This window comes from Bacillus sp. EB106-04-04-XG123 (genome assembly GCF_058791855.1).
This window is the reverse complement of the sequence record NZ_JBYTDZ010000001.1, coordinates 579,758-605,550: the sequence shown is the minus strand read 5'-3', so window position 1 is coordinate 605,550 and position 25,793 is coordinate 579,758. Positions and strand designations below refer to the sequence as shown.

Here is a 25,793-nt window from a genome sequence, read left to right as displayed (position 1 = left end):
TTAAGCGAGGAAAACTTAAAAAAGAGTATTTATTGATTGACTCCGCAATTTAAATTGTGTACAATTTAATTGTAGAAAATATTATTGGAGAGAAAGAGGGTTATATTCATGTCAGACGTTTTATTTACAGCAACGGTATCAGCTGTCGGAGGAAGAGAAGGAAAGGTTGTTTCAACAGATGGTGTACTAGAGCATGATGTAGCAATGCCTGGAACACCAAGAGCAAAAAAACTTGAAAAAGCAACAAATCCAGAGCAATTATTCGCAGCAGGCTACTCTGCATGTTTTGATTCTGCCCTTCAAATGGTAGCAAGACAAGAGCGTATCCGTTTTGAAAGTGAAGTAACAGCACATGTCAGCTTATTAAAAGACAGTTCAGATGGCGGCTTCAAACTAGGCGTTCAATTAGAAGTAAAGGGAACTGGAATTGAGCAGTCAGCATTAGAAGAACTTGTTCATAAAGCACACGGTGTATGTCCATATTCAAAAGCAACTCAAGGAAATATCGAAGTAGAACTAGTAGCTGTCGCACAATAATTAGACATCAATAAAAGGCTGAGGGGATCGTTCCCTCAGCCTTTTGGTTGTGTTAAATTTTGCAAAAGCTCATGTAAAGAGGCGCGCAGTATTTTTAGCTCTTCTTCTGATCTGCCTGTCCCAGTCAGCATGTGAGACGGAATTGCAGTAGCCTTTTCTTTTAGCTGTTCTCCATATTCCGTTAAACGAATTTGCACAGACCGCTCATCCTCTTTCGAGCGTTCTCGGATAATGAGTCCGTTTTGCTCCATTCGTTTCAGCATGGGTGTGAGTGTACCGGAGTCTAAATAGAGAAGTTCTCCCATCGTTTTCACATTTAATGTTCCATGCTCCCACAATAAAAGCAGTGCCAAATATTGCGGATACGTAATGTTTAATTCTTCTAATAACGGTTTATACTGCTTCGTCATCTCTCGTGAACTTGCATATAACAAGAAACAAAGCTGATTTTCCAGCTTCATATGTTCAAATTCATTTGTCATGTCAGTCACCAACTATTTTTTGTCATACTTATCATTGTATAAGATTTTCTTCCTTTTTAAAATAAATACAGACGAAAAATGAAAAATTGTTCAATGTGCGATAAATGTTTGAGAAATGAATAGAACGTGAAAAGGATCAATAGATAAAGGAGGAGATGAAGATGAAACCATTATTCACAGCAAAAGTAAAGGCGCAGCATGGAAGAGCTGGACATGTTCGTTCAGAAGATGGTGTGCTCGATCATAACATTGTCATGCCTAACGCAAAGAAAGATGGAGAGACTGGTACAAACCCAGAGCAATTATTTGCAGCAGGCTATGCAGCTTGTTTCGGAGGAGCACTTGAACAGGTAGCCAAGAAGCAAGGGATAGAAATTGAATCAGAAGTAGAAGGACATGTCAGTCTTTTAAAAGATGAAAGCGACGGCGGCTTTAAGCTTGGCGTAAAGCTGATTGTCTCTGCGAAAGGTCATGATCATGACAAAGTGAAAGAGCTTGTCCATGCTGCACATGAATTCTGTCCATATTCAAAAGCAACAAGAGGGAACATTGAAGTAGAGCTTGAAGTGGCGGAGTAATAGTAGAAGACACCTGCTTACGAGCAGGTATCTCAGCGTGTAGACAAACCCTCGCATTCTTTGTCAGGTCTGCGCTCCGGTGCTCATGAATGTCGAATTCGCTCCGCTCCGGTGCTCGCCCTTCCTAGACTGCAAAGGTTTTCTATCACGCTGAATAGAAGACAAAGGGCTAAAATAAAAACCATTTTAGCCCTTTGTCAACAATTCGCAACACCTGCTTACGAGCAGGTGTCTTTTTTTAATATTCTTTCTTTTTATCGTATGCTTCCCATGCTTCAAATGGCGCAAGGGTTTTTTGAGGTGTCAGCTTGTAAAATGGTATATTTCTTGATTCGTATTCTTTGTTGATTTCTTCATAAATAAACGAGTCATCAAAACCAGCATCCGCTGCATCCTGATGTCCAGCAGCAAAATACACCGCTTTTGGTCTAGCCCAGTAAATAGCGCCAAGGCACATCGGACAAGGCTCGCAGCTTGTGTATAGAGTGCAATCTTCTAATTGGTATGTATGTAGAGTTTGGCATGCATTTCGAATGGCTGTGACTTCTGCATGTGCGGTAGGGTCATTACTCGTTGTCACATTGTTGCTTCCCTCTGCAATAATCTGACCATCCTTGACAATGACTGCTCCAAAAGGGCCGCCCGTACCACTATTGACTCCTTCTACTGCAAGATCAATTGCGCGTTGTAAAAAATCTTCGTGATTCATTGTCTTCCTCCCTTTGTTCGACTGACTTCTCTAGTATAAACGAATCATGCTAGAAAAGAAATCTTCATAGTAGAAGATCGAACAGGCCAATTTGCACATAAAAAAACCCCTGCCACATCAGCAGGGGAGAGGCATTCAATTATGCGTGCTGCGCCAGCTTTTTACGAGCGACTTCAGCAGCTGTGACCATGTTTTTCAAAGCAGCAATGGTTTCAGGCTCTTGTCTAGTTTTTAGCCCACAATCCGGATTCACCCAGAAACGATCTGTTGGACAAACGTTTAGCGCATCATCAATGATTTCGCTCATTTCTTCAACAGATGGAACGCGCGGGCTATGGATGTCATAAACGCCTAGTCCAAGTCCTTTCAAATACGGGTGCTTTTCTAAGTAATCGAGGAATCCGCCATGACTGCGTGAATGTTCAATTGTAATCACGTCAGCATCCAAGTCTTCGATCGTATCGACAATATCTTCGAAGTTACTGTAGCACATATGTGTATGAATTTGTGTGTCATTTTGAACGGATGATGTGGATAAACGGAATGACTCTGCTGCCCAGTTTAAATATTCTGCCCAATCACTTTCTTTGAGCGGAAGTCCTTCTCTTAGCGCAGGCTCATCCACTTGGATCACTTGAATACCAGCTGCCTCTAAAGCTTCTACCTCTTTACGCAAAGCGAAAGCGATTTGGAAAGCAATGTCTTTTCGAGAGATATCCGTTCTTGGGAAAGACCAGTTTAAGATGGTAACAGGTCCTGTCAGCATTCCTTTGACTTTTTTCTCTGTTAAACTTTGTGCGTAAACTGTCTCTTTCACTGTCATTGGCTCTGTAAACTCTACATCTCCATAAATGATTGGCGGTTTCACGCAGCGTGATCCATAGGATTGTACCCAAGCAAATTTTGTAAAGGCAAATCCTGCTAGCTTTTCACCGAAGTATTCAACCATGTCTGTCCGTTCAAATTCTCCATGTACGAGCACATCCAGGCCAATTTCTTCTTGAATATCAATCCATCGTTTTGTTTCTTTCTTAATAAATTCATCATACTCTGCATCTGTCCACTCATTTTTGCGCCACTTTTGACGAGCACTGCGCACTTCAGCAGACTGCGGGAAGCTTCCAATCGTTGTGGTTGGAAGAAGCGGGAGCTCAAGAGATTCGTTTTGGATACGAAGGCGTTCTTCAAAGGCAACTGGACGTTTAAAATCTTTCGATGAAAGATTGTTACGTTCCGCTGTTAGATCCGCATTTGTTCCTTTTGCGAACTCTTTTAAGGTAAGAAGTGCTTGTGCTGCTTCGTTAATGTCGGCATCAATGGCAGCTGCTCCTTTTGTTAAACCTTCTTTTAATAATGTCAATTCAGCCAGCTTTTCAGTGGCATAAGACAGTCCGTTTAATAGTTTTTCTTCAAGCTGTTCACTTGGGTGCTTGGCAACTGGTACATGCAGTAAGCTGCTTGATGGCTGCAGCCACACTTCTTTCGGCTGTGCTTCAGCAATGACTTCAGAAATAAAGGATAATCTTTCCCCAAGATCTGATCTCCAAATATTTCTTCCATCAATGATGCCAGCTGCTAAAATTTTATCTTTCGGGAAGCCGTGCTTTTTCACTTGATCCAGGTTGCGCCCTTGATCATGGACAAAATCAAGACCGATTGCTTCAACAGGATATGTGACAAGCTCTTCATACGCATCTACTGAATCAAAGTAGGTTTGAAGAAGAATGTTCAAGCCAGGTACGGCTTCTTTGATCGTTTGATAAATTTCTTTTACGGATTTTACGTCTTCACTTGAAGCTGTGACAAGTGCAGGTTCATCAATTTGAACCCATTTGACGCCGGCTTCTTCAAGTTCTTTTAAAAGCTGCGTATAAAGCGGCACTAGACGCTGCTGGATTTCTTTCACTTCATTTGCTTCATAACCTTTAGAAAGTGAGACAAATGTATAAAGACCGAGTACAACCGGTTTTGTTTCAACACCAAATGCCTTTTTCACCTTTTCGTAAGCTTCAAGCGGTTTGTTGTGTGTGAGTTTAAATTCTGTGCTTTTTTCGTATTCTGGAACGATGTAGTGATAGTTTGTATTAAACCATTTTGTCATTTCACTTGAGACGGCATCTTTTGTTCCTCTTGCCATCGCGAAGTATGTATCTAGCGGGTCTTTTAAGCTGCGGAAGCGCTCTGGAATCCAATTGAACATAACAGCAGTATCCAGTACGTGATCATAGAAGGTAAAGTCTCCAGAAGGTACAACATCAATTTGTTGATCGATTTGTGTTTTAATGGCAGTTAAAAATTGTTCATCCAGTGTGCCTAAGAGGGTTTCGCGGTCTGTTTGACCTTTCCAGTAAGACTCAAGTGCTTTTTTCCATTCTCTGTTTAAACCAATTCGCGGAAAGCCTAGATTACTTGTTTTAACAATTGTCAATTCCAATTCCTCCTCTAAATATAAAAAGACATTTACGCTCATGATCAAGATTGATGAGGTAAATGTCTGGTTTAAAAGACAAAATGTGTGTGCGAAATAAGGCGTGAGTATCACTGACGCTTTTCCGACATCTCCTATCAACCGTAGGGGGTTTGATGTGATAGAGCGGCTGGTATCCTGGCTGGTGAATCTGCAAGCTTTTCATCCTTCCCATCTTAATGACAGTGGATTACTGAGAAAAGCTCTCCTCACTCACAGTGGCGGGACCGCGCCGGATTTACACCGGTCTTCCCAATTAAAATTCGACGTGTAATCGAATTACCGACTCTCAAACTATGAATTTATTGTGTTCGATTATATAACGTTCACTTCATTTCGTCAAAGTAAATTTTGAATAATTTTAATTAAAAAAATCCTGAGAAAATTCTTACTTTTCTCAGGACCTCTATTTAAGCTATAGAGATAAAAGATCTGCTTCCAATGTTTTTTCTAAAAGGACATCAGGCGCAGTTAAATATAAAAATCCATTCCCTACAAGGGCTTTCGACTGTTTTAATGGAAGGGTTCTTCTGACAAGCTGAGCATAGATCTCAGGCTCTGTCAGCTTGCGCTGGAACGCTTCTTCTTCGGCATTTTTGATAATGGCTAGTGCACCGCTTACGTGAGGGGCAGCCATTGAAGTCCCTGTGAGCCTGCCATATTTATGATTAGGGAGAGTGGATAAAATGTCTTCTCCTGGAGCGACGAGGTCGATTTCTTTATTGGCATTAGAAAATTCAGAGGATTCTCTAGCAAGGGAAACAGAACCGACGGCAATGACCTCATTGTATGCTGCTGGGTAGGAGAACTCTTCCGTACGCTCGTCCCCGTCCCCTTCATTTCCTGCTGCGCATACAACAAGCACACCGCTTTCTACCGCATTTTGAATGGCTTCCTGCAGGGCTGGCTCATTGCTTGGACCACCGAGAGACATGGAGATAATATCAACTTTCTGCTCTGCAGCATAGTTGATGCCATCAATGATCCATTCATATTTTCCGCTGCCATTTTCACCGCCAAGAACTTTCACGATGAGCAGCTTGGCTTCAGGGGCAACCCCTAAAATTCCGCCATTTTGATTTGTTGCGGCAATCGTTCCTGCTACATGGGTACCATGCCCATTGTAGTCTTTGACATTTTCAGCATCTCCATTGTCATCGTCGGTAAAGTTCTTTCCTCCGATAATCTGATCTTTTAAGTCGGGATGCTCTGTGTCACAGCCTGTATCAAGGACAGCAATGGTTATGCCTTTTCCTTTGAAGCCACTTGACCAAAGTTCGGGTGCTTTAATCTCCTGAATACTTTCCGGCGTCTCTTTCGCTTCCATCACATTGGCTTTTACTTCATACGGAATTAAGCGAATTTCACCTTTCATAAGAAAGCCCTCCTTATTTTGTTTTCAAAGTAGATTCAGGCTGCGTAATGTTATTGTATAAAAGAAACTTTTGATCGGAAAGGGTCAATTGTAATAATTTTTCAAATAATCAATCTATTATCAAAAGTGCAGTTCTCCTCACTTATTGACGAAAGAGCTCACCTTTTGAAGAAAACTCTTGATATCATATGAAAAAGAAGGAAATGCTGCATAGTGAGGTTGCACCTGTACAGATGAAAATGGGTGAATAGAACTAAAATAGGGAGATTGAAAAAGAATCAATAGATGAAAGAAGAGAAGAAAATAGATAAACCATGAGAGCAGATTATTGCTTTTCAATGATAACTTTATAAAGAATAAGAAATGTAAAAAGTATTTGACATTTAAGGGACTAATGCTATGATTATAAATGTAAAGAGTATTTGACATTTTATTTGAAAGGGGACTAAAGATTGGATTACGTAAAGGTTGTCTATTCAGTTATAATATTATTGATCGGATTGTTCATTTTGATCACTTCGATGATTCAAAAGGGTGATGAACGAAAGAGATTTATTTACTCGAAAGCTCAATCTTATGCGTTTATTGTGGTTTTTGGTATGCTTTTATTAGAAGTCGCACAAAATATCTTTCTAACGATTCAAGGGAACTCAAATCAGGGGATTGGGATTTCACCTATCGCGTTCCTGTCTGTGGTTTCAATCATATATGTATTCACATTCCTCATTTACAGAAAAAAATATGGTGATTAAATGCAGAATCATATTAGAGAGCTAAGAAAATCTAATAAATTGTCTCAAGAAGAATTAGCTAAACTTTGTAAGGTGTCGAGACAAACCATTAATGCGATCGAAAATGATAAATATGACCCCACTTTGCAATTAGCTTTTGACATAGCTTTTGTTTTAGGAACTTCAGTAGATCAGCTCTTTGTCAGCAGACCTATAAAAAAGTAATCAACAGGCCTCAAGATGAGGTCTTTTTTTGAGTGGTTAGCCGTTTTATTTTCCTTTCAATTGATGTGCGGTTACTGTGTTAAAAAACAACTTCATTCAATATATTTCTTCTTTTATGAAAAAATAGATGTGAAGATTGTGACTGTTCCAAATGAGAAAGGCAACATATAATAATGGAAAGACAAGCTTGCCTTTCAGATAGGAGAGATAGAGATGAACAAAGGGAAGATACTCGTAGTCGAAGATGAAAAGAAAATCGCAAGGGTGCTGTCACTTGAACTTGAATATGAAGGATATGAGGTGACAGTCAAAGAGACAGGAATGGCCGGCCTTCAGGCTCTTGAAGAAGACAGCTTTGATTTGGTGCTGCTTGACGTTATGCTTCCAGAGTTAAGCGGTCTTGAAGTGCTGAGAAGGGTTCGAAAGACAAATACAGCGACACCCATTATTTTGATTACAGCAAGGGGAAGTGTCCCTGATAAAGTAAGCGGGCTCGATCTTGGGGCGAATGATTATATAACAAAACCTTTTGACATAGAAGAATTATTAGCACGAATTCGCGCGCAGCTAAGACTGAATATACATGCACAAGAAGAAAAGGAGACAGAGCTGAGCATAGCAGATTTAACGGTCAACGAGAAAACAAGAGAAATACAAAGGGCTGGGCAAATGCTTGAACTCACGCCGAGAGAATATGACCTGCTTGTCCACTTACTGAACCATCAGCAGCAAGTGCTCACAAGAGATCAGCTTTTAACAGCGGTTTGGGGTTTTGATTATTTTGGTGATACAAACGTGGTAGATGTCTATATCCGTTATTTAAGGAAAAAAATCGATTACCCATTCGAAAAACAGCTGATTCACACAGTGAGAGGTGTGGGTTATGTGATGAAAGGATAAAGAATGAGATTAAAAAATAAGATTCAGCTTTATACGTCGTTGTCTTTGTTTTTAATGGTGCTCTTGTTTCATACAGCCATTTATTTTATTTTTTCGATGACCTTGACGCAAAAAGATATGTCCCGTTTGTCTGAGGTGGCTGAAAATATTGCCATTGCTTTAAAAAAATCAGAGGAAGAGGGTCTTCCGTCCTCGGAGCTGCTGAAGGCGTACCTGCCTCAAAATGGCATGATCCGTGTCGTGACAGAATCGGGAGAGTCAAAACTGACTGTCACAAAGGAATCAACGTTTAGCTCACTGCCTTTTACATACGAATCTGGCCAGACGGCTGAAATCAAAGAATACAATAAGCATATGGTTGCGTTCGCTGCTATTCCGGTCATTTGGACAAATGGTGAGATTATGTCGCTTCAAGTATATGAAGAAATCGAAAATACGGAAGAGAACTTAGCGTTATTAAAAATGATTTTAATCACAACCGGCGTTTTGTTTATTGTGCTTTCCTATTTTGCAGGCCACGTGTTAACAAAGCAAATTGTCCGGCCGATTAGCAGAATAACGAGTACCATGAAGGCAAGTATGAAAGAGAAGGCGTTTAAACGAATTGAATTAACAGGCGATTCAAAGGATGAACTATATCAAATGGGACAAACCTTTAATGAAATGTCCGAGATTCTCGAGAAGCATTATGAAAAAGAACAGCAATTTTTGCATGATGCCTCTCATGAATTAAAGACTCCGATTACCGTCATTATGAGCTACAGCAATTTACTAAAACGCTGGGGGCAAACACGTCCAGAGGTTGTAGAAGAATCTTCCCAAGCGATTCATGATGAAGCGAAAAAAATGAAAAGACTGACAGATCAATTACTGACATTGGCGAAAAACGGTCAGCCGTTATACTTGGATATGAAGCCGGTTGATCTTGGTCATTTGTGCAAGCAGCTATGTCATACACTTGAGGTGGCCACCAATCGAACGATTCAATTTCATGTGCAGACAGATCAGCCGCTGATCGCAGAAGGAGACGAAGAGAAAATCAAACAGCTTTTGACCATCTTAATTGATAATGCGGTCAAATATAGTAGAGAGCCAGTTGATGTGACCTGCGGATGGGCAGGAGACAAGCCGTTTATTTCAGTGATTGATCAAGGAATCGGTATAAAAGAAGATGATCTGCCGAAAATCTTTGACCGCTTTTTCCGTGTGGATGAAGCGAGAAACAGCGAGACGGGCGGAACCGGTCTTGGTCTTTCAATTGCGAAGCAAATTGCAGAAGAACATGGGGCCGAGCTGAAGGTAGACAGCCGTATCGGCGAAGGGACAGCCATGACCATTCTTTTTCAGAAATAAATGGGTCTTTTCTCATCAATTTCTCATTTCCTCCTTATAAAATAGGAAATAGGAAGGAGGCGCTGCATGTCTAGAAAAACGAAAATGGTGCTTGCGCTCGCAGGATGTCTTGCAATTCTTGCGGCCTTTGCAATGCTCATGATCCAAACCATTGATCATAAAATATTAAGTGAAGCAGAAATGAAAAAAATGATCGCAAAAGACTACAATGGAAACATTACTCATATTGATTTAATCAACCATAAACAGGACTATACATTGACGCTGGAAAATGCAAATGGCATCTACCAAATCATTGCATCTTCTTCAAGCGGTCAAATGAAAGAAATTAGACAGTTAAAAAGCTATCAGAAGCCGAATGAAAAAAATGCTGAGCTCCAGGCAGAAGAGGCGGCTGTAAAAAAGGTGAGCGGAACCGTCATTCAAAAAAAAGAGACGACAGATCGTTTTATTTTTACCATCCAATCAAAAAAAGAATTGTATCAAGTCGAGGTCGACAAACAGTCATTCAAGGTGCTTGAAGCAGAAAAGAAAAAACCAACCTCTAAAGAAAAGAAGCTCACAAAAATCACTGTCGAGGAAGCGATCCAAATTGCCGTCAAAGAAGTTGGCGGAACAGTGGATGATGCCGATCTTGAAACATTCAGCGGTATGCTCGTTTTTGAGGTGGAGCTGGATTTGCCTGACGGCAGAGAGGCAGAGGTACTTGTGAACGCCTATACAGGAGACATTGAGGGCATTACGTACGAAAACTAATCCTTTTCTCATGATATTCTCATGTTTCTTTCCTTCCTTTATCATCTTGTTTTCTTAAGATATAGAAGAAATCAAAAAGAGGAGGAAATGAACATGATGAAAAAAGTACTAGTAGCTACAGCATTAACGGGAACTCTTGTCGCAGGTGGTTTCACACTTCAAGCGCAAAATACAAATCAAACAGCAAACGCCGAGCAAGTCGTGCAAAAGAAATCGTCTTTTGTTTCAAAGAAACAAGCTGAAAAAGCAGCCTTAAAAGTGGTGAAAGGCTATGTAGACGATGTGGATCTTGAGCGTAAAAAAGGAAAATGGGTGTATGAGGTCGAGATTAAAAAAGGCGGCTTTGAATATAAAGTATATGTCGATGCAAAAACTGGAAAAGCGCTGAATGATCCAGTCAAAGAAAAGAAACAGAATGTGAAGATCACGAAAAAACAAGCTGAAAAAATTGCTCTTGCAAAAGTAAAAGGCACAGTCACCGATTCTGATCTAGATAAAGAAAATGGTGTGTACATCTATGAAGTTGAAATCACAACACCAAGCGGCGAGGAAGTTGATTTTGAGATTTCCGCTAAAACGGGCAAAATCCTGAAGCAAGAATGGGATGATTAAGCCATCATCAAACCTTACACTTTCATGTGTAAGGTTTTTTCATTGGGACAAACTACGGGAAAGGAGGCGAGAGAATATGAAGAAAAAAGAAGAAGAGCAGACAATGGATTATGCGGAATACGTTCCGCATCCTGATGGAGAAGGATATGCTTTGTTTTTGCATGATTCCTTTCATCTCCTCTCCCAAGAGGATATGAATCAGCCGGAAGAGGAATAAAAAGACAGGAAAGGGCGATGGCAAGAGCTGTCCATCGCTCTTTTTTTGAAAAGTAAGCGAATACATAAGAATACTTGGCATCTTGCTTATTGACATCATTCCGCTTTTTCTGTAATCTCAGTGTGTTAACAATATGAGACTTCGTTAGGTGAGGCTCCTGTATGGAGATACGCTGCTGCCCAAAAATGTCCAAAGACGCCAATGGGTCAACAGAAATCATCGACATAAGGTGATTTTTAATGCAGCTGGATTTTATCCTATGCCATACAGTGCTAAAGCTCTACGATTGAAGGAGCAAGTGTTTATTTTGTCATGCTTACAAAGCGCCTTCATTCGGTTGAAGGTGCTTTTTTATGAGAAAAGGAGGTGTGGGGATGGATCATCCCGATTCGAGACACATAGAGAGTATGTCAAAAGATCAGATTGACGCATCAGACAGAGGAGATCCTGACCCCCGCACATTCTAAGGGATTCGGGTATCTCCTGACTTTGGGGAGGTAACAGCGATGATACAGAACATTACGTACGATGAACTCATTTTAAGAATCATTATTTTGTTAAGAGATGGCAAACGCAAAGAATTCAAAAACATTATGGAAGAACTTCAGCCATATGATATGGCCTATTTATTTAAAGAACTTCCAGAAAAACACCGCGGCCGCTTCCTTAGCTTTTTAACAGTCGATGATGTGACGGAAATGATGGGTGAGCTTGAGCGCGAGTACCAAGAAATTGTGCTTGAAAAAGTAGGGAAAGACAAAGCCACCTTCGTCACAAACAAAATGGATAACGATGACCTAGCCAACTTGTTTGATGAAATGGATGATGAGCTGAAAGATCAGCTTTTATCAAACATGGAGGCAGAGGAATCAAAGGCCGTCCAGCTTCTCATGAATTATCCTGCTGAGACAGCAGGCCGGATTATGACCAACCGGTACGTATGGATTCCTCAGCACTATACGGTTCAGGACGCAGTTGTGAAGTTGAAAAGCTTTGCTGAAATTGCAGAATCGATCAACTATTTATATGTCATTAACGATCAAAAGCAGCTTGTAGGGGTTCTGTCCTACCGCGATCTCATTTTAGGTGAACCAGATGAAAAAGTGCAGGATCTTATGTTTACAAGAGTCATTGCCGTTGGAGCCTTTCAGGATCAGGAAGAAATCGCCAAGCTGATTGAACGGTATGATTTTCTTGCCATTCCTGTCGTGGAAGAGAACAATGTCCTCGTCGGAATCGTCACAGTCGATGATATCATTGATGTCGTCATCCAAGAGGCAGGAGAAGACTATGAGAAGTTCGCAGCCTCTGGTAAAGATATAACATTCGACACGCCCGCTTTTGTTGCAGCATACCGACGTCTCCCGTGGCTCATTTTGCTCTTATTCATTGGGCTGATTTCAGGCAGTATTTTAAATTACTTTGAAGATACCCTTCAGCAAGTCGTCGCTTTAGCCTTCTTCATGCCAATGATTGCTGGGATGACAGGGAATACAGGGACACAGTCGCTAGCGGTCGTCATTAGAGGACTTTCAAAAGAGGAATTAACTAAAAAAACCATTGTACGCCTGATTTTTAGAGAGCTCCGAACCAGTATTTACATTGGGATTGTCTGTTCCATCATTATTACAGTCGTCGCAATGGTGTGGCAGGGCAATATGATTTTAGGTTTTGTTGTCGGGTCCTCACTACTTGCCACACTGATTATTGGAACGATGGCAGGTACGATCGTGCCTATTATTTTACACAGATTAAACGTCGACCCTGCTATTGCATCTGGGCCGCTTATTACAACATTGAATGATATTTTATCACTGCTCATCTATTTTGGAATTGCGACAGCATTCCTCCATACACTTATGTAGCAAGAAGACTGTAAAACATGATGTTTTACAGTCTCAGCGCGTTGACAAACCCTTGCATTCGGTGTCGGTCCTTGCGTGCCGGTGCTCACGAATGTTCAATTCGCTCCGCTCCGGTACTCGTCCTTCCTAGACTTCAAAGGTTTTCAGATCGTGCTGAAAGGTAGACAAAGGACCATCCTTTGTCCACAATCTAAGCCTGTAAAACATGATGTTTTACAGGCTTTTTTTGTATAAAGATTGCATATAGCGCTTCCATCCTTTACATTTTAAGGAGAAGGTGGGAGAGAAACATGAAGAAGTTTTTATTCATTTTGATGTGTTTGCTTTTGCTGAATGCATGTCAAAGGGAAGACGAGGGGAAAGATCGGAGGCTAGTGGCTGCAGAGCATATGCTTGAAGCCATCACTGAAGGAAATAAAAGAAAAATGGAAGACGTCTACGTCGAAGGTGCGGTCCCGAGCCCAAATGACATTCTGAAATTGAAAAAAGAATGGGGCATAGACACACTTTCTTATGAGGACTTTCAATTGGAAGAAGCCAGCATTCATGTGTTCCATGCGAATTATGAAGATGCAAAAACCGGGAAGAAAAAGGCACTTGCCCTCCGGGTGAAAGAAGATCCAGAAAGAGGCGGTGTGCGAATTGACTTTGTAGGGGTTGTTGAAGGGTCTGAGGCATCCTCTAAATAAAAGTCAAGGTATATTTAAAAGGATAGAAGAGCTGACAAAAATTAGCTCTCCTATCCTCTTTTTTATCACAAATCAGTTATACCCATTAACTCCATAAAGTGTGAGAGGGCACTGGTCATGTAAGAATCGCGGCGCCTTATAAACACAGTGGGTACTATTCTATGTGGCTCCGGTAATGGATGACAGGTAAAGCCGCCTTGCACCCGGGATTCAACCATAGATTTTGGTAATACGGTAACTCCCAGTCCGTTTTCAACGCATTTAAGCACGCCCTCTAAAGTACCATATTCCATTACCTTCATAGGAGGATAACCGCTGCTCTCTAGCCATTGCTGCCAACGGCCTAAATAGATGCAATGAGCGAATGACGAGAGCAATGGTTCGTGTAAAATTGATTCTACCTGGAATTGCTCCGAGGAGTAGCTTGTAATCAGGACCAGGGATTCGTCCAATACAGGATACTCCATAATTTCCGGATGAAGAATGGGCCCATCTACCAATGCGCCGTCTACCTTGTAGTTGAGAATAGCGTTAACTTGATCTACTGTAGGTGCCATATACATACTCAATTCTACTTGTGGAAAATTCTTATGATATTCGGCAAAAATTTTTGGCAATCTTGTAGAAGCGGTTGACTCTATAGATCCAATGTGTAAAGTTCCCCGCGGAGTAGAGGAAAGCTTTACTGCCTCTATCGCTTCTTCGAAATCGTAGAGTAATTTGTTTACATAGGGCAATAGTTCGCGTCCTGCAGGTGTTAAAGATATCTTCTTATGATATCGATAGAGAAGAGGAACTCCTAATTCTTGTTCAAGACGTTGGATTCGTGCAGTAACATTGGACTGCACATAATTCAATTTCTGTGCCGCTTTTGTGATGCTTTGTTCAATTGCAACGGCTTTAAACACTTCCAAAGATTTAATATCCAAAATAACTCTCCTTTTGCATCACAAATTGTGATCAACTATACATTATTTTTTGATTTTACGTGATCCAACGGAATAAGTAAACTTAAAGATATAAGAGGTTGATGCTATTTGTGTCCCTTGGTATCTGATCATGAGGAGGATGGTGAGGTAGGGAATTTTATCTGGGAAAAGAAAAACAGACGTTTCCAATGAATGAGGAGGAAATCTATTGATTTCAAAGACGAATGTCCAAGAGAAATTTTTACAAATAAATGATTATTGGAATCCTAGAATAAGCGGAGAATTGAACGATTCATACATTAAGATGGTAAAAGTTAAAGGTGAATTCATTTGGCATCACCATGATGAAGAGGATGAAATGTTTTTTGTATGTAAAGGGAAGCTGGTCATCCGTTTCAGGGATAAAGAAATAGCTCTTAATGAAGGGGAGTTTATTGTGATTCCTAAAGGAATTGAACATCAGCCAATTGCTGAAGAAGAAGTTCATTTGTTATTAATTGAACCCAAAACGACTCTAAACACGGGGAATGTGGTCAATGAACGAACCGTTTCGATTCCTGAGCGAATCGATGAACACTAACTCGTTGCACTTAACAGGTGCGTTAGTTAAAAAAGAGGCAGCAATCGCTGTCTCTTTTTCATTCAGCAATTGCAACAATCAATACGAACAAAACTTTGATTTTAAAGAATAAGCGATTCTTTTTTTGTTTAACGATTTTTATACCGAAAGTGTGCATTAATCTGGCCTTCAAGCATTTTTTTCTTAAATTGTCCGCTTTTTAGCGCTTGTTCTTTTTTCTTCATGTCTTTTAAAATTTCAGCTGTCTGCACACCGTCTTCCCGTTTATTGGCGATGTCCATTAAACGTTCAACATCTGCAAAAGAATATTTCCGTGTGCCTCTTGTTGAGCGCTGGGGGTAAATGAGTTTACGTTCCTCATAATATCGGATTTGCCTGACGGAAAGCCCTGTTAACTCACTGACAATCCCGATTGAAATGACTTTTTTATCTTTATAAGATACATCTTCCTGCGTCATATACTCACCCCTGCAAGTCTTTTCTTCATATTATATAGAACGAGAAGTAAAAAAACCTATCGTTTGTTAGAAAATATAACACAAAAACGAAAAAAATGAAAAAACTATGGAAGGAAAGATAACAGATAATGTGCAATACATCTTACGCCGGCATATAATCATGGTGAGTTGACATAGGAGGAGGAGCATATAATGGAGCAAGCACAGATCATTCGTATGGCAAAAGAAATCATCGCATTAGATGTGAAGAGGGATGAATTGCTCGAGCAATTCATGCAGGCTGCGGGTCAGAATGCACATGCGCTTCTAAGGGCCATACAAAATGATTTGTATAAGAGGTCTTCATAAGCACCCGATCCAAATCACTTGATAGGAGGGGATAATCGGTGCGGCGTATATTAAAAGAAGCTTTAGCAAAAGAAAGACATTATTATACGAAGCAGCTATGTTCATTAGGGGTTTACAGCCCTGATGCGGCCAAGAACATGACAATTAGTGACTTAAAAAAAGAGTATCATTTCTTTTTCAACAAAACAGAGCGCTGTTTGTAAAAATCCCTTGAAATGTGCGTATGTCACATAAAGGGTTCTTTTTTTGTGTTTAATATTATAGCAATATTGAATTTTGTAGAAATTTGGCGAATGAAGTGCAAGAAACCATAGATTCTTTACAGATTATGTTAAAGTGTGTCGCATCTTGATGGTTTGCTGAAAAAGCTTTTTTTCGAGATGATTGTGAAAAATAAGAAGGATTTTAAAAGTTTATATCGAAAACTTATACATAACACGAATGGAGTCACTTATGTGGTTGAAAGGGTTTTCAAAAACGTACTTCTATTTTTTACGAAAGGCTCCAACTGCACCGCAAGACAGCCTTGAAGTTAAAAAAATATTATAAGAGGTAGATATGTGATGAGACTATCGTTTAATGAAGAAGAAGTAGAACGCTCAATGACGCTTTACAAGGTTTTTGCAAGAGCATTTAAAAGCGTTTCAGAACACAGTATTAGAGACAGCAAAGAGCATGGGTTTAATCCAACTGAATTTGCCGTACTTGAATTACTGTACACGAGAGGTGCTCAAAAGCTTCAGCAAATCGGCTCAAGACTCCTGCTTGTCAGCGGGAATGTGACGTACGTAATTGACAAATTAGAACGAAATGGTTTCATTGAAAGAGAACAGGACCCCAAGGATAAACGTTCGGTTTATGCCCATTTAACGGATAAAGGGCGAAGTTATCTTGACAAGATTTATCCGATCCACTCTCTTCGGATTGCGCGTGCATTCTCTGGTCTGACGCGTGAAGAACAAGAGCAATTGATTAGTCTATTGAAAAAAGCAGGTATTCACAGTCAGCATTTATTATTTAGATAAAACGAAAAGGTGCCATGATTGGCACCTTTTCAATTGTGGACAAAGGGCTAAAGTGATCTTTATTTTAGCCCTTTGTCTTCTTCTCAGCTCAGCGTGACAGAAAACCTTTGAAGTCTAGGAAGGACGAGTACCGGAGCGGAGCGAATTGAGCATTCGTGAGCACCGGCACGCAGGACTGGCACCTTTTTTATGTATCAAGATGAGCCGGATAGGCGATGAATTTTTCGATATCGCTTGCTGGCAGCGGCTTGGCATAATAAAATCCTTGCAGGTCGTCACAGCCCTGGGCAGATAATAGCTGGGCCTGTGCAAATGTTTCAACACCTTCTGCTATCACTTCGAGAGATAATTGGTGTCCCATCGCTATAATAGCCCCAGTAATCTGTTCTGACTTTGAATCACTTAAAATATCCTCAATAAAGGATTTATCAATTTTCAGTCGATGAATAGGTAAATCCTTTAAATAGCTTAATGAGCTGTGACCTGTACCGAAATCATCAATACTAATGCGGACGCCAAGCTGTTTTAGCGACGTTAGCACTTGTTTTGATTGCTTGATATTGTCCATTGTCATACTTTCTGTGACTTCAAGCTCCAAGAGGGACGGTTTTAGGTCGTATTTTTTCAGTGTCAGCTTGATCAAATCAATTAAGTCTTCAGAATTGAATTGTTTCGCAGATAAATTGACAGCCACAGGGATCTTTAGCCCATCATCATACCACCTTTTTGCCTGCTTGCCAGCCGTATCAATGACCCATCTGCCAATATCGATGATCAGCCCTGATTCCTCTGCCAGCTCAATAAAAGCCTCAGGTGACTTTAAGGAACCATCTGGTGCCTTCATTCTTAAAAGGGCTTCAACCCCAGTCATCTTTCTTGTTTTGGCACTGACTTGCGGCTGGTAGTGAAGGACAAATTGTTCTCTTTGAATGGCATCCCTCAGTTCCAGCTCCCGGTTTAACCTGTCCTCACTCAATCTTTCCATGGATTCGGTAAAGAACTCATAACGGCTTTGCTTATGTTTTTTGGATAAATACATGGCCATATCGGCTTTTCTCATCAGCTCCATTCCGTCTTTGCCATTTTGCGGAGAGATAGCGATCCCAATGCTAATGGATGTAATGAGCTGATGGTTCTGGATGAAAAAAGGACGTTCAAATTGATGAATGATATTTTTAGAAAATTGTTCGACTTTATGTGTATCATGATCCATGTGAGGAAAGATCATTAAAAATTCATCGCCGCCAAGTCTTGCGATAAAGCCATTGTCCGGTAAACATTGTGTCAGTCTATTTGCGGCAGCTTTCAGCAGTAAATCTCCGATGTTATGCCCAAGTGCATCATTAATAATTTTAAAGCGATTTAAGTCAAGAAACAGAACCGCTGTTGATGTTTTTGACTTTTCTTGAGCGGAGAGAACATCATTTAAATGATTAATGCCGTGGCGGCGGTTAGGAAGCTCTGTTAATGCATCATAATGTGCCATCACATGAATTTCTTTTTCTGCTATTCGCTGCTGCGTTAAATCTTTTAAAATAAGATAAATGCTGTCGAGTGAATTGTTTACATGGACAGGTATGTAAGTGACATGATAATAATAAAAACGATCTGCTGCTTTCAGTTCTGCTTCGCGTGTAATGGCTTTCTTTGACTGATAAATAAATTCTTCCCACATCTCAGTCGGCATCACATATTGGCTGACATCATCACCGATCCAAGAATTGCACAATTTTAAGATTTGTTTACCAGAGTCATTCGCAGAAAGCACCTTTCGATCGACAGATAACACGATAATACCGTCTATATTATGTTTGATCAGCGATTGAAACCGCTGTTCATTTTCTTTCAGCTGATCTGACTGCGTCATGATCCGGTGATCAATATAAGCACCAAAGATCATCAGCGTTTGGACAATCAGTGTCATCAATCCGATGAAAAGCGACAGGCTGAATGGCGACATTTCAAAAAAACCACCTTCAGCGGCCTGTCCATTTGTATGATAAAACATGGTAGAGGCAGCCATACCAGTATAATGCATACCTGCTATAGCACCGCCCATCAACATTGAACCAAGACCTTTTAAAAGATAATTCTCCCGTTTACTTTTAGTGCGGTCAACACGAAAGAAGAGCTTCAATGAGAAGTAGGAGGTAATGGCAGCAATGAAAAACGAAAGAAAAAAGAGGACTGGATCATAGCTGATTGAGACATTGGCCATTGATTCCATTCCAAGATAATGCATGCTGCAAATAGCTGAACCCATGGTGATTGAACTAATGAGCAGCCGTCTTCTAGAGAGCTGCTTTTGAATGCATATTGAAAAAGCGATCAAGGATCCGATAAATGAGGCCAAAATCGATAAAATCAGTAAGTATGTATCATATGTGATGCCAACACGCATTTGAAATGCCATCATGCCAATAAAATGCATCGACCATATCCCCATTCCCATGATCATTGCACCAATGAGCAGCCATACCTTTTTCTTTGCACCGCTTGATTGTGCTACCCTGCTGGCTATATGAAGAGCTGAGTAGGAGGCAACAGCGGCGACAGCGATTGACAGAAAGACAAGCCATCCATTGTAGCTTCCTGTTAAATGGGTCATGTAAGAAAACCTCCAGTACTTTAAAACAGACATATACTTAATATATCGGATCGAATGGCTTCTGTGTTCACCTTTCCTTCACTTAAATACAATAATCAACGTTTTTTTCACCCTTCTTTTATAGTAAAATCAAATTTAATGTAAAAAAACGACGAAAAGCGAATCGTTTCTTCGGTTTTATTCGTTTAATATATGGTGTGATTCTAAAAGAGATAGAATCAGTCAAATGATTATGTTTGAAAGGGATTGATAAACATCGAAGATTTTATTATTTCTTTAGCTGATGCCTTTAAGAACTTGTCATACTTTGGCATCTTCCTCGCATTATGCATTGAATTTGTACCTGCTGAAGTGGTTTTGCCTCTTGCGGGTTACTGGGTCTCAGAAGGGGACATGGCTTTTATCGGTGTTGTGGCGGCCGGCTCCATTGGCGGCGTGGCTGGTCCTTTGACCTTGTACTGGTTAGGACGTTATGGCGGCAGACCCTTTTTAAATAAATATGGAAAGTACTTTTTTATAAAGCCTGAGTCGCTTGATAAATCTGATGCTTTTTTTGAAAAGCATGGCGGATTCGTCGCATTCAGCGGCCGGTTCATACCAGGAGTCAGAACACTTATCTCCATCCCGTGCGGTATTGCCAAGATGAATGTGTGGGTCTTTTGCCTGTATACGTTTTTGGCCATTACACCAATTACGTTTGTGTATGTGTATCTTGGATTTATGCTCGGAGAGAACTGGAAAGAGGTTGGCGCCATCTTAGATCCATATCTTTTACCAATTGGGATCGGTGTGGTGTTATTGTTTGTTCTCTACTTATTGCTAAAACGAAGAAAAAGAAAAACAGAAACGCCAACTGCCTAATCAATGGATCGAAGTGAAAGTCACCTGTTGACAATACAGTGTCTATTGATTATGATATAAGTAATCTAAATATTCTAAATCCCGCCAAAGGGGAGTAGCGTCCGGTTTTACCGGAAACAAAGTCGTCATTACATGGACTGATGTTCATCGGCTTTGTTGGCATGATTCTACATATCACATGTCTAGCAAGACCTTTGCCATTACAGGCAAAGGTCTTTTTTGCATTCATAAGCCTTTGTCTGTTGTGGGACAATAGATAAAAAACAAGGAGGAATGATGATGGATGCAGCCATTATTTTAGAGTACGGGTGGGTTCTGCTCGTACTGATTGGATTAGAAGGGATTTTAGCAGCTGATAACGCGCTGGTCATGGCCGTGATGGTCAAACACCTTCCTGAAAAACAAAGAAAAAAGGCACTGTTTTACGGACTTGCAGGTGCGTTTGTCATGCGGTTTGGTTCTCTGTTTCTTATTTCGTTTTTAGTGGATGTGTGGCAAGTTCAAGCCATTGGTGCAATTTATCTTCTTTATATTTCCATTCACCATATTTTAAAATCGCACGTATTTAAGAAAAAGGAAACTGAAACAAATATGAAACAAAGCGGCTTCTGGGCAACAGTCGTGAAAGTAGAGCTTGCCGACATTGCTTTTGCTGTTGATTCTATTTTAGCAGCCGTCGCTTTAGCTGTGACACTGCCGAAAACAAGTCTTCCGCAAATCGGTGGACTCGATGGCGGTCAATTTATTGTCATTCTTTTAGGCGGTATTATTGGTCTTGTCATTATGCGATTTGCAGCAACGGTCTTTGTGAAACTGCTCAAAACAAGACCGAGCCTAGAAACAGCAGCATTTGTCATTGTCGGATGGGTGGGTGTGAAGCTCACGCTTTATACACTGTCACATCCAGCCATTGGAGTCGTATCGTCTCATTTTATCCATTCAGCATTATGGAAAATCATTTTCTGGACCGTGCTTCTCGCAATTGCAGCATTTGGCTGGTTTTTATCAAGTCCATCAAGAAAAGGCGGGCAGGAAAACGAGGAGAAACAAGAGGCGCGACTGGGAGAGTAGATTTTTTGAAAGAAATATCATTTCATTTTCATAACACGTATATTACAAATAAGGGGGAGATACCCCCTTATTTCTTTGCTTTTAGACGAAACATTGTAAAGTAGATGATGACATACATGTCATAATTGAGTAACAGGAAATGAATTCCTCATTTCTTCCTTTGCGCTTCCCTCATAAATTAGCTATCATAAATGAGTAATATAGGGAGAACTGAGGTGAAACCATTGCTTAGCCTTTTGTTTAAAAAAGGAAAGAAAAAGCAAACATTAGAGCAGTCGGCTATCAGTATTCAACAAGGTGATAGCGAACTGCAAAATGCATTAATAGAGCAATACAAACCATTTGTCGCTAAGACGGTTTCATCCGTTTGTAAACGATATATAGATGAAAAAGATGATGAATTCAGCATAGGCTTAATTGCCTTTAATGAAGCGATAGAAAAATACTCTGCCGAAAAAGGAAACTCACTGCTTGCTTTCGCAGAATTAATTATTAAAAGAAAAGTGATTGACTATATTCGTAAAGAAGCAAGAAATGCGCCAACGGTTCAAATGGACCTGCAAGAAAGTGAGAATGGCGAATACTCTCAAAGCATGATTGAAGCAGAGCTCTCTGCAAATGAATATAGGCGTTTAATTGAACAAGAACATAGAAGAGAAGAGATTGAACATTTTAAAGAACGACTGAAAGTATACGGTCTCACGTTTCAAGAGCTGCTTGAGCATTCACCAAAGCATGCAGATGCCAGGCAAAATGCCATTAAAGTAGCCCATACACTCGTTGAACACGATGAGCTGAGAACGATTTTATTTCAGAAAAAACAATTGCCGGTCAAACAGCTGGAAAAGCTAGTGGAAGTCAGCCGCAAAACGATTGAGAGAAATAGAAAATATATCATTGCGATGGCGATCATTATGACAGGTGATTATGTGTATTTGAAAGATTACCTTAAAGGGGTGCTTAATTCATGAGAAGAGGCATTATAGTAGAGAAAAACAAAAAATATGTCACGCTGCTGACCCCTGATGGACAATTTCTGCGGACAAAATATGAAGAGCAAAACTATGAAATCGGCCAAGAAGTGACATTTCCAAATGAATCACGTCTTGAAAGAAAAAGAGCCGGTTTTTTTGACCTGCTTCGTTTACGTCCTTTAAATGCAGGAATCCTATCAATAGCAGCGATTATTGTCGTAATTTTTACTATGATGCCATCTTTCTCAAGTCAAAAAGCATATGCGTATATGACAATTGACATTAACCCAAGCTTTGAGCTGAAGCTTGATCACAATTATCAAGTGATCGGTGTCACACCGCTGAATAAAGATGCGAAGCAAGTACTGGCGAGTATGAAGGATTTAGAAAAAAACGACATGACCAAAGTCGTGCAGGAAATTATAGATGACTGTGACAAAAAAGGATATGTGAACGACTCTAAAAGTATTTATATTTCAACCGTTTATGAAAACAAGCAGGACAATACATATAAAACAAACGTAAAAAGCAAAATTAATACCATTTCTGGTGAATATCAAAAACGCAATTATAAGCTGGAAGCTGTGGAAAGTGACCTGGAAACAAGGGAAAAAGCTCAAAAGGCAGGCATTTCAACAGGAACATATATTAGAAATCAAGAAATGCAAGACAAAGAACATGAAAATATCAAAAAGGATGAAGACGCAGCAGAGAACGATGCTGTGAAGGAAGAAGATCCTAAGAAACATGATGAAGAACAAGCAGATAAAGACAAACAAGAAGACGTAAAAATAGACGATAGCAAAGAGATGCAGCCAGATCAAGAGGCTCCAGAAGCTGAGGACAAAGAGCAGAAGGAAGCAGAGAGGGAAGAGCAAGGATCTGTTCAAAAGCCTCAAAAACCTGAGGATGAAAGCAAAGACAACAAAATAAAGGAAGAAAAGGTTCCTTCTTTCGATAAAGAGCAAAAAAAAAATCACTCAACTGATCGTGATGAAAGAAGACACTGGAACGGACCATCACGTGGTGATGCGGAAAAACACGCAAAAAAAAACGGCAGGGATCAGAACAATCCTTCCGCTGAACAAAAAAGAGAACATGCAAAGCAAAAAGGGAAAGGTGCACCGTTTCCTTATCGCGAGAACCGGCATGAGCACACATATGAACAATAAAAAAACGCCAGAATAGCTCCGGCGTATTTCACCATGTCATGATTTAGATTGATTGCCCATTTGTGATTGAGCTTGTTGAACGAGTCTTTTTGTGATTTCACCACCAACAGAACCGTTAGCACGTGAGACTGTATCTGAACCGAGAGTGACGCCAAATTCTTGAGCGATCTCGTATTTAAATTGATCTAAAGCTTGTTCTACTCCAGGAACAAGAAGTTGATTTCGATTTGCCATGTCATATTCCTCCTTTCACCTCATGTTTGTTGCGCCTTCTTATTTTGAAAAAAACGGCGTGCAATTATGCTGGCAATTGCTGTACAAAAAAGCCGAGGTGATGGAAGTCACCTCGGTTCTTATTTATCCCTTATTCAGCTGCAGCGTATTATACATCATTTCTTGAGCTGTGCTTTGCAAATGAGAAGTAAAGACAGAGAAGACGGTAGAACTGATAATCCCTTTAATCAAATGCCATTGGCTCTTCGTCAATTCTGTAAACTCGTCATGGAGCTTGTCTGTCTGCTCCTCGGTTATTTCTCGTAAATTTGTTTCCTTTAATGGAAATTGTGTATGGTGATAAATAAAATCAAGGACGTGCGCATATGCTTCATAAAAACGGATTGGACTAATAATATCATCTGTTCGATCTGTGATGGTGTTAAATAAGGCAGATAAGATCATACGAATGGTATCGAAGTCAAAAACTGATTTTAAATCCCTGACAATTAATAAAATAACGACCTGATCAATAGAGTATTTTTTGCCAAGCTCTGGATGGCCAATCATATCTTTAATATCACGTTTGATCCAATTTTGAATCGCCGTCGATTTAAGAGAAGTCAGCTCACACAAGTTGCCAAGCTCAACAATTTCATTTGTAGAAAGACCATGCTCTGATTTTTGCTTCCGCCGTTCAAGCTTCTCAAAAAAAGACGGGATCTTTAATTCATCATAGTCATGATCCTTGCCATTTTTTACAGATAGTTTTAAAAGCTGAAGCGGAGTCAGATCTCCCTCTCCTTTTAGAGAATACAGAAGTCTTGTCATGTCAATTCTCGTTAATTTAAAAGTAACCATGTTCCACCTCATTTGTACGTCAAAACGTGATTATTGATCTAATTCAACATCATAGTCTCTTTTTGATGAAAATGCAAAATAAACTCAAAATCAAAGCCGGCGCGTCACAATTTGTTCACTTTTATGCTGGGGCAAATGTCGTAAATATTGATGTGACGGGGCTTTAGCCGTTATGATAAACAGAGAAAGTGATTCCTTTTTCCTTGCAATTTGAGACGTTTATTTTTATAATTTTATTAATAAGTTCATTTGAACTTAATATGACAGCGGAGGTTATGTATGGGTAAGAGAATATTTCTGTTTATATTAACGAACATTCTTGTTATCACTACGATTGGTATTGTACTGTCGGTTATTAGTGCAGCAACTGGTGTTGGTTCTTATATAGGAGCAGACGGTGGAATTAATTTTGTTGCACTGCTTGTATTCAGTGCAGTTGTTGGTTTTGTTGGCTCGTTTATGTCACTTGCAATGTCTCGTTGGATGGCAAAAATGATGATGGGTGTACGTGTGTTAAATCCAGAAAAGGATTCATTAACATATGATGAGCAGCAGCTTGTTGACCGCGTGCACAGACTTTCAAGAGCAGCAGGCCTTTCTAAAATGCCTGAGGTTGGTATTTATCAATCATCTGAAGTCAATGCATTTGCAACAGGTCCTTCTAAGAGAAGATCACTTGTTGCGGTATCAACTGGATTGCTTCATGAAATGGATGATGCAGCAGTTGAAGGTGTAATCGCCCACGAAGTCGCTCACGTTGCAAATGGTGACATGGTGACGATGACGCTGCTTCAAGGAATCGTCAACACGTTCGTTGTCTTCCTTTCAAGAATTGCGGCATGGATCGCAAGCCGTTTTGTTTCACGTGAAGAACTTGTGCCGATTGTTCACTTTATCGCTGTGATTGTTTTCCAAATCATTTTCTCTATCCTAGGAAGCCTTGTCGTGTTTGCATATTCTAGACACCGTGAATTCCATGCAGACCGCGGCGGAGCCGACCTTGCAGGTAAAGATAAAATGATTCATGCGCTTCGTTCACTTGAGGCGTACACGTCAAGAATCAAAGATGATGATCAAACAGCAGTCGCTACGCTAAAAATCAGCGGTAAACGAAAAGCTTCTCTTTTCTCAACACACCCTGATTTAAATGAAAGAATCAGAAGACTTGAAGCAAAATAAGAAGGACGAAAAGACATT

General features: G+C 40.2%; 29 protein-coding genes and 3 riboswitches. Of the genes, 20 read left to right on the top strand and 9 right to left on the bottom strand.

Annotated features, from left to right (window positions below; all coding sequences use genetic code 11):
- The first annotated feature begins 108 nt into the window (after positions 1–108).
- Positions 109–537, top strand: a complete 429-nt coding sequence (locus AC3WTB_RS03090) for an organic hydroperoxide resistance protein (RefSeq protein ID WP_024424643.1) — start codon at positions 109–111, stop codon at positions 535–537.
- A 35-nt stretch (positions 538–572) separates the two neighbouring features.
- Here the strand turns inward: AC3WTB_RS03090 and AC3WTB_RS03085 are convergent, their stop codons facing one another.
- The gene (locus tag AC3WTB_RS03085) at positions 573–1,019 is read right to left on the bottom strand and encodes a MarR family winged helix-turn-helix transcriptional regulator (RefSeq protein ID WP_039178012.1); all 447 of its coding nucleotides are present in this window, start codon (positions 1,017–1,019) and stop codon (positions 573–575) included.
- A gap of 161 nt (positions 1,020–1,180) precedes the next feature.
- On the opposite strand from AC3WTB_RS03085, the gene ohrB reads away from it, so the two are divergent.
- A complete protein-coding gene (gene ohrB / locus AC3WTB_RS03080; RefSeq protein ID WP_034281509.1) occupies positions 1,181–1,597 on the top strand; it encodes an organic hydroperoxide resistance protein OhrB in 417 nt (138 codons plus the stop codon).
- Positions 1,598–1,835: 238 nt separating this feature from the next.
- Here ohrB and guaD read toward each other — a convergent pair whose 3' ends face one another.
- The 3 genes from guaD to AC3WTB_RS03065 all read right to left on the bottom strand — a co-directional run bounded on the left by guaD (position 1,836) and on the right by AC3WTB_RS03065 (position 6,148).
- Positions 1,836–2,306: a guanine deaminase gene (gene guaD / locus AC3WTB_RS03075; RefSeq protein WP_039178016.1), complete on the bottom strand. Its 471-nt coding sequence runs from the start codon at positions 2,304–2,306 to the stop codon at positions 1,836–1,838.
- A 139-nt stretch (positions 2,307–2,445) separates the two neighbouring features.
- Positions 2,446–4,734 carry a 5-methyltetrahydropteroyltriglutamate--homocysteine S-methyltransferase gene (gene metE, locus AC3WTB_RS03070; protein WP_144490636.1) on the bottom strand — a complete coding sequence of 763 codons (2,289 nt, stop codon included), beginning with the start codon at positions 4,732–4,734 and terminating at the stop codon, positions 2,446–2,448.
- A 150-nt stretch (positions 4,735–4,884) separates the two neighbouring features.
- A riboswitch (cobalamin riboswitch) is annotated at positions 4,885–5,076 on the bottom strand.
- Between the two features lie 112 nt (positions 5,077–5,188).
- Positions 5,189–6,148 (bottom strand): S8 family peptidase, encoded by a 960-nt coding sequence (locus AC3WTB_RS03065; RefSeq protein WP_492333282.1) that lies wholly within the window; start codon positions 6,146–6,148, stop codon positions 5,189–5,191.
- A 452-nt stretch (positions 6,149–6,600) separates the two neighbouring features.
- Here AC3WTB_RS03065 and AC3WTB_RS03060 point away from each other — a divergent pair, with 452 nt between their 5' ends.
- From AC3WTB_RS03060 to AC3WTB_RS03020, 9 genes are all read left to right on the top strand, one after another.
- Complete coding sequence (locus AC3WTB_RS03060) at positions 6,601–6,900, top strand: hypothetical protein (protein WP_039178021.1); 300 nt, start codon at positions 6,601–6,603, stop codon at positions 6,898–6,900.
- Positions 6,901–7,104, top strand: coding sequence for a helix-turn-helix transcriptional regulator (locus tag AC3WTB_RS03055; protein WP_039178022.1), 204 nt, complete (start codon positions 6,901–6,903; stop codon positions 7,102–7,104).
- A gap of 213 nt (positions 7,105–7,317) precedes the next feature.
- On the top strand, positions 7,318–8,004 hold the full coding sequence (locus tag AC3WTB_RS03050) for a response regulator transcription factor (protein WP_039178024.1): 687 nt from the start codon (positions 7,318–7,320) through the stop codon (positions 8,002–8,004).
- 3 nt (positions 8,005–8,007) lie between these two features.
- Positions 8,008–9,357 carry an ATP-binding protein gene (locus tag AC3WTB_RS03045; protein WP_492333281.1) on the top strand — a complete coding sequence of 450 codons (1,350 nt, stop codon included), beginning with the start codon at positions 8,008–8,010 and terminating at the stop codon, positions 9,355–9,357.
- A 66-nt stretch (positions 9,358–9,423) separates the two neighbouring features.
- Positions 9,424–10,113, top strand: a complete 690-nt coding sequence (locus AC3WTB_RS03040; RefSeq protein ID WP_492333280.1) for a PepSY domain-containing protein — start codon at positions 9,424–9,426, stop codon at positions 10,111–10,113.
- A gap of 93 nt (positions 10,114–10,206) precedes the next feature.
- A complete protein-coding gene (locus tag AC3WTB_RS03035) occupies positions 10,207–10,725 on the top strand; it encodes a PepSY domain-containing protein (RefSeq protein WP_039178030.1) in 519 nt (172 codons plus the stop codon).
- A gap of 76 nt (positions 10,726–10,801) precedes the next feature.
- Positions 10,802–10,942, top strand: a complete 141-nt coding sequence (locus AC3WTB_RS03030; RefSeq protein ID WP_180272400.1) for a hypothetical protein — start codon at positions 10,802–10,804, stop codon at positions 10,940–10,942.
- Positions 10,943–11,075: 133 nt separating this feature from the next.
- A riboswitch (M-box (ykoK) riboswitch) is annotated at positions 11,076–11,240 on the top strand.
- Between the two features lie 208 nt (positions 11,241–11,448).
- Positions 11,449–12,807, top strand: a complete 1,359-nt coding sequence (mgtE, locus tag AC3WTB_RS03025) for a magnesium transporter (protein WP_048238682.1) — start codon at positions 11,449–11,451, stop codon at positions 12,805–12,807.
- A 290-nt stretch (positions 12,808–13,097) separates the two neighbouring features.
- On the top strand, positions 13,098–13,496 hold the full coding sequence (locus AC3WTB_RS03020) for a hypothetical protein (RefSeq protein ID WP_059376903.1): 399 nt from the start codon (positions 13,098–13,100) through the stop codon (positions 13,494–13,496).
- 65 nt (positions 13,497–13,561) lie between these two features.
- Here the strand turns inward: AC3WTB_RS03020 and AC3WTB_RS03015 are convergent, their stop codons facing one another.
- Positions 13,562–14,425, bottom strand: coding sequence for a LysR family transcriptional regulator (locus AC3WTB_RS03015; RefSeq protein ID WP_047202741.1), 864 nt, complete (start codon positions 14,423–14,425; stop codon positions 13,562–13,564).
- A 208-nt stretch (positions 14,426–14,633) separates the two neighbouring features.
- Here AC3WTB_RS03015 and AC3WTB_RS03010 point away from each other — a divergent pair, with 208 nt between their 5' ends.
- Positions 14,634–15,005, top strand: a complete 372-nt coding sequence (locus tag AC3WTB_RS03010; protein WP_081258444.1) for a cupin domain-containing protein — start codon at positions 14,634–14,636, stop codon at positions 15,003–15,005.
- A 128-nt stretch (positions 15,006–15,133) separates the two neighbouring features.
- On the opposite strand, the gene AC3WTB_RS03005 is transcribed toward AC3WTB_RS03010, so the two are convergent.
- Complete coding sequence (locus AC3WTB_RS03005) at positions 15,134–15,463, bottom strand: MerR family transcriptional regulator (RefSeq protein WP_024424656.1); 330 nt, start codon at positions 15,461–15,463, stop codon at positions 15,134–15,136.
- Between the two features lie 192 nt (positions 15,464–15,655).
- Between AC3WTB_RS03005 and AC3WTB_RS03000 the strand changes: the two genes are divergently transcribed.
- From AC3WTB_RS03000 to AC3WTB_RS02990, 3 genes are all read left to right on the top strand, one after another.
- Positions 15,656–15,811, top strand: coding sequence for a hypothetical protein (locus tag AC3WTB_RS03000; RefSeq protein WP_185847124.1), 156 nt, complete (start codon positions 15,656–15,658; stop codon positions 15,809–15,811).
- 38 nt (positions 15,812–15,849) lie between these two features.
- A complete protein-coding gene (locus tag AC3WTB_RS02995; RefSeq protein ID WP_024426818.1) occupies positions 15,850–16,014 on the top strand; it encodes a hypothetical protein in 165 nt (54 codons plus the stop codon).
- 357 nt (positions 16,015–16,371) lie between these two features.
- Positions 16,372–16,836 (top strand): MarR family winged helix-turn-helix transcriptional regulator, encoded by a 465-nt coding sequence (locus AC3WTB_RS02990; protein WP_095408317.1) that lies wholly within the window; start codon positions 16,372–16,374, stop codon positions 16,834–16,836.
- 187 nt (positions 16,837–17,023) lie between these two features.
- Here the strand turns inward: AC3WTB_RS02990 and AC3WTB_RS02985 are convergent, their stop codons facing one another.
- Positions 17,024–19,444, bottom strand: coding sequence for a bifunctional diguanylate cyclase/phosphodiesterase (locus AC3WTB_RS02985; protein WP_338594713.1), 2,421 nt, complete (start codon positions 19,442–19,444; stop codon positions 17,024–17,026).
- 246 nt (positions 19,445–19,690) lie between these two features.
- On the opposite strand from AC3WTB_RS02985, the gene AC3WTB_RS02980 reads away from it, so the two are divergent.
- From AC3WTB_RS02980 to AC3WTB_RS02965, 4 genes are all read left to right on the top strand, one after another.
- Positions 19,691–20,305 carry a DedA family protein gene (locus AC3WTB_RS02980; protein WP_039178042.1) on the top strand — a complete coding sequence of 205 codons (615 nt, stop codon included), beginning with the start codon at positions 19,691–19,693 and terminating at the stop codon, positions 20,303–20,305.
- Between the two features lie 77 nt (positions 20,306–20,382).
- Positions 20,383–20,552, top strand: a riboswitch (yybP-ykoY riboswitch).
- Positions 20,553–20,584: 32 nt separating this feature from the next.
- Complete coding sequence (locus AC3WTB_RS02975; RefSeq protein WP_064498365.1) at positions 20,585–21,376, top strand: TerC family protein; 792 nt, start codon at positions 20,585–20,587, stop codon at positions 21,374–21,376.
- A gap of 215 nt (positions 21,377–21,591) precedes the next feature.
- Positions 21,592–22,347 carry an RNA polymerase sigma factor SigI gene (gene sigI / locus AC3WTB_RS02970; protein ID WP_039178045.1) on the top strand — a complete coding sequence of 252 codons (756 nt, stop codon included), beginning with the start codon at positions 21,592–21,594 and terminating at the stop codon, positions 22,345–22,347.
- Positions 22,344–23,522, top strand: a complete 1,179-nt coding sequence (locus tag AC3WTB_RS02965; protein WP_461199539.1) for an anti-sigma factor domain-containing protein — start codon at positions 22,344–22,346, stop codon at positions 23,520–23,522. The genes sigI and AC3WTB_RS02965 overlap by 4 nt, the downstream gene beginning before the upstream one ends.
- Before the next feature lie 36 nt (positions 23,523–23,558).
- Here AC3WTB_RS02965 and AC3WTB_RS02960 read toward each other — a convergent pair whose 3' ends face one another.
- Together AC3WTB_RS02960 and AC3WTB_RS02955 are read right to left on the bottom strand one after the other, a co-directional pair.
- Complete coding sequence (locus AC3WTB_RS02960; protein WP_034281522.1) at positions 23,559–23,756, bottom strand: alpha/beta-type small acid-soluble spore protein; 198 nt, start codon at positions 23,754–23,756, stop codon at positions 23,559–23,561.
- A 123-nt stretch (positions 23,757–23,879) separates the two neighbouring features.
- Entirely contained in the window at positions 23,880–24,596 is a 717-nt protein-coding gene (locus tag AC3WTB_RS02955; protein WP_144495079.1) for a DUF1836 domain-containing protein, read from the bottom strand.
- Positions 24,597–24,875: 279 nt separating this feature from the next.
- On the opposite strand from AC3WTB_RS02955, the gene htpX reads away from it, so the two are divergent.
- Positions 24,876–25,775 carry a protease HtpX gene (gene htpX, locus AC3WTB_RS02950; RefSeq protein WP_059376910.1) on the top strand — a complete coding sequence of 300 codons (900 nt, stop codon included), beginning with the start codon at positions 24,876–24,878 and terminating at the stop codon, positions 25,773–25,775.
- Positions 25,776–25,793: the final 18 nt, after the last annotated feature.

Coding starts and splice junctions, on each gene's coding strand:
- AC3WTB_RS03090 (WP_024424643.1), top strand. CDS start 109: ATGTCAGACGTTTTATTTACAGCAACGGTATCAGCTGTCGGAGGAAGA.
- AC3WTB_RS03085 (WP_039178012.1), bottom strand. CDS start 1,019: ATGACAAATGAATTTGAACATATGAAGCTGGAAAATCAGCTTTGTTTC.
- ohrB (WP_034281509.1), top strand. CDS start 1,181: ATGAAACCATTATTCACAGCAAAAGTAAAGGCGCAGCATGGAAGAGCT.
- guaD (WP_039178016.1), bottom strand. CDS start 2,306: ATGAATCACGAAGATTTTTTACAACGCGCAATTGATCTTGCAGTAGAA.
- AC3WTB_RS03065 (WP_492333282.1), bottom strand. CDS start 6,148: ATGAAAGGTGAAATTCGCTTAATTCCGTATGAAGTAAAAGCCAATGTG.
- AC3WTB_RS03055 (WP_039178022.1), top strand. CDS start 6,901: ATGCAGAATCATATTAGAGAGCTAAGAAAATCTAATAAATTGTCTCAA.
- AC3WTB_RS03050 (WP_039178024.1), top strand. CDS start 7,318: ATGAACAAAGGGAAGATACTCGTAGTCGAAGATGAAAAGAAAATCGCA.
- AC3WTB_RS03045 (WP_492333281.1), top strand. CDS start 8,008: ATGAGATTAAAAAATAAGATTCAGCTTTATACGTCGTTGTCTTTGTTT.
- AC3WTB_RS03040 (WP_492333280.1), top strand. CDS start 9,424: ATGTCTAGAAAAACGAAAATGGTGCTTGCGCTCGCAGGATGTCTTGCA.
- AC3WTB_RS03035 (WP_039178030.1), top strand. CDS start 10,207: ATGATGAAAAAAGTACTAGTAGCTACAGCATTAACGGGAACTCTTGTC.
- AC3WTB_RS03030 (WP_180272400.1), top strand. CDS start 10,802: ATGAAGAAAAAAGAAGAAGAGCAGACAATGGATTATGCGGAATACGTT.
- mgtE (WP_048238682.1), top strand. CDS start 11,449: ATGATACAGAACATTACGTACGATGAACTCATTTTAAGAATCATTATT.
- AC3WTB_RS03020 (WP_059376903.1), top strand. CDS start 13,098: ATGAAGAAGTTTTTATTCATTTTGATGTGTTTGCTTTTGCTGAATGCA.
- AC3WTB_RS03005 (WP_024424656.1), bottom strand. CDS start 15,463: ATGACGCAGGAAGATGTATCTTATAAAGATAAAAAAGTCATTTCAATC.
- AC3WTB_RS03000 (WP_185847124.1), top strand. CDS start 15,656: ATGGAGCAAGCACAGATCATTCGTATGGCAAAAGAAATCATCGCATTA.
- AC3WTB_RS02985 (WP_338594713.1), bottom strand. CDS start 19,444: ATGACCCATTTAACAGGAAGCTACAATGGATGGCTTGTCTTTCTGTCA.
- AC3WTB_RS02975 (WP_064498365.1), top strand. CDS start 20,585: ATGGATGCAGCCATTATTTTAGAGTACGGGTGGGTTCTGCTCGTACTG.
- AC3WTB_RS02965 (WP_461199539.1), top strand. CDS start 22,344: ATGAGAAGAGGCATTATAGTAGAGAAAAACAAAAAATATGTCACGCTG.
- AC3WTB_RS02960 (WP_034281522.1), bottom strand. CDS start 23,756: ATGGCAAATCGAAATCAACTTCTTGTTCCTGGAGTAGAACAAGCTTTA.
- AC3WTB_RS02955 (WP_144495079.1), bottom strand. CDS start 24,596: ATGGTTACTTTTAAATTAACGAGAATTGACATGACAAGACTTCTGTAT.
- htpX (WP_059376910.1), top strand. CDS start 24,876: ATGGGTAAGAGAATATTTCTGTTTATATTAACGAACATTCTTGTTATC.